Source organism: Prevotella pallens ATCC 700821, from assembly GCF_000220255.1.
Taxonomy (GTDB): Bacteria; Bacteroidota; Bacteroidia; order Bacteroidales; family Bacteroidaceae; genus Prevotella; species Prevotella pallens.
In genome coordinates, this window is the sequence record NZ_GL982525.1 from 1 (window position 1) to 1,283 (window position 1,283).

Annotated in this window: 1 protein-coding gene; it reads right to left on the reverse strand. The window is 37.0% G+C overall.

Annotated elements, in window-relative coordinates:
- Positions 1-608: 608 nt before the first annotated feature.
- The coding region (locus tag HMPREF9144_RS12470) for a DUF416 family protein (protein ID WP_006046504.1) at positions 609-1,283 on the reverse strand (675 nt) is incomplete at its 5' end.

Sequence of the window (1,283 nt, forward strand, 5' to 3'; positions counted from 1 at the left end):
TCTTTTTTGTTGTGTTTATATATTACTCTACCTATTTAGGGGTGAATTATATTTATCGAACTGTAGCTACTTGTTCATAGTAGTTTTGCTAACTTTCTCGAGAGTAATAATAGCCGATTGTACGGGTGAGATGAATCAGCCCCTACGCCTACGGTGTGTTCGCTTTATACATTTATGCACTGAATGAACCTTGTGGTGTGTTTGTTGGATTATGAATGATTGTCGGGCGAGACGAATCTGCCCCTACGCCTACGGAATGTTCGTTGATATACATTTTACGCAATGAATGAACCTTGTGGTGTGTTTGTTGGATTATGAATGATGTACGGGCGAGATGAATCAGCCCCTACGCCTGCGGTGTGTTCGCTGTTATACATTTACGCAATGAATAGACCCTGTGGAATGTCCGTTGATATACATTTTAAGTAATGAATAAACCTTGCGGTGTGTTCGCTGATATTACACAATGAATGAGCCTTGCAGTGTGTTTGCTGAACATTCTGTGGACTAATATGTGCAACATATAGTGGTTTTGCTTGTTTTTATAAGTTACTGCGGCATATCTATCAATACTGCTAATTATTGTTTTCCACTGGGCGATTGCATTATTAGTCAATAGAAAACTGGGCAATGGTTTCTTTTAACGCTTCTATTTCGTTAAAGTCGAAGTTGTTTGGCATAGCATCTATTAGTTTTATAATTCTCTTTTGCGTTTCTGTTTCTTGCAAAACGAGTATGTTTGAACGTTCATTATCTGATATGTTGAACGCCATAACATCTATTGTTTCAAGTATTTTTAGTGCACAATAGTGAATAAAGTCGTCATTTTGCTCTTTTGTAAACCTGATGCAATATACCAATGCTATTGCTGCGTTCTGTGCATATAGAACTTCATTGCTTCCGTCTGCGTCGGTATCGGGAATTAGATATTCTACGAATGCTTGTACTTCCTCGCTAAAAATCATACAGCTATTAGCGAAATAAGCCAACACACAGCTCTTAAAAAGCCTATCAATTGCACCCTCCACTACAATTGCTGCAGGTTCTTCTTCTTTGTTTTTCAGAAACTTATAAAGGCAGTTCTCTATTCTTTTAACGCAACAAACACCAAACAACAGTTGCTTGTTTGGGGGCAATGCATCTATCAACTTGTTTATTTCTTCGTTCATTCCTAACTGTTTAGTTTTTAGTTCTTTCCATAAGTGTAGTATTTCTATCCAATTTTCTTTGTCGTGAAATATTCTATCTTCGTTTACTTTGGGATATCTTGTTGCAAAGATATT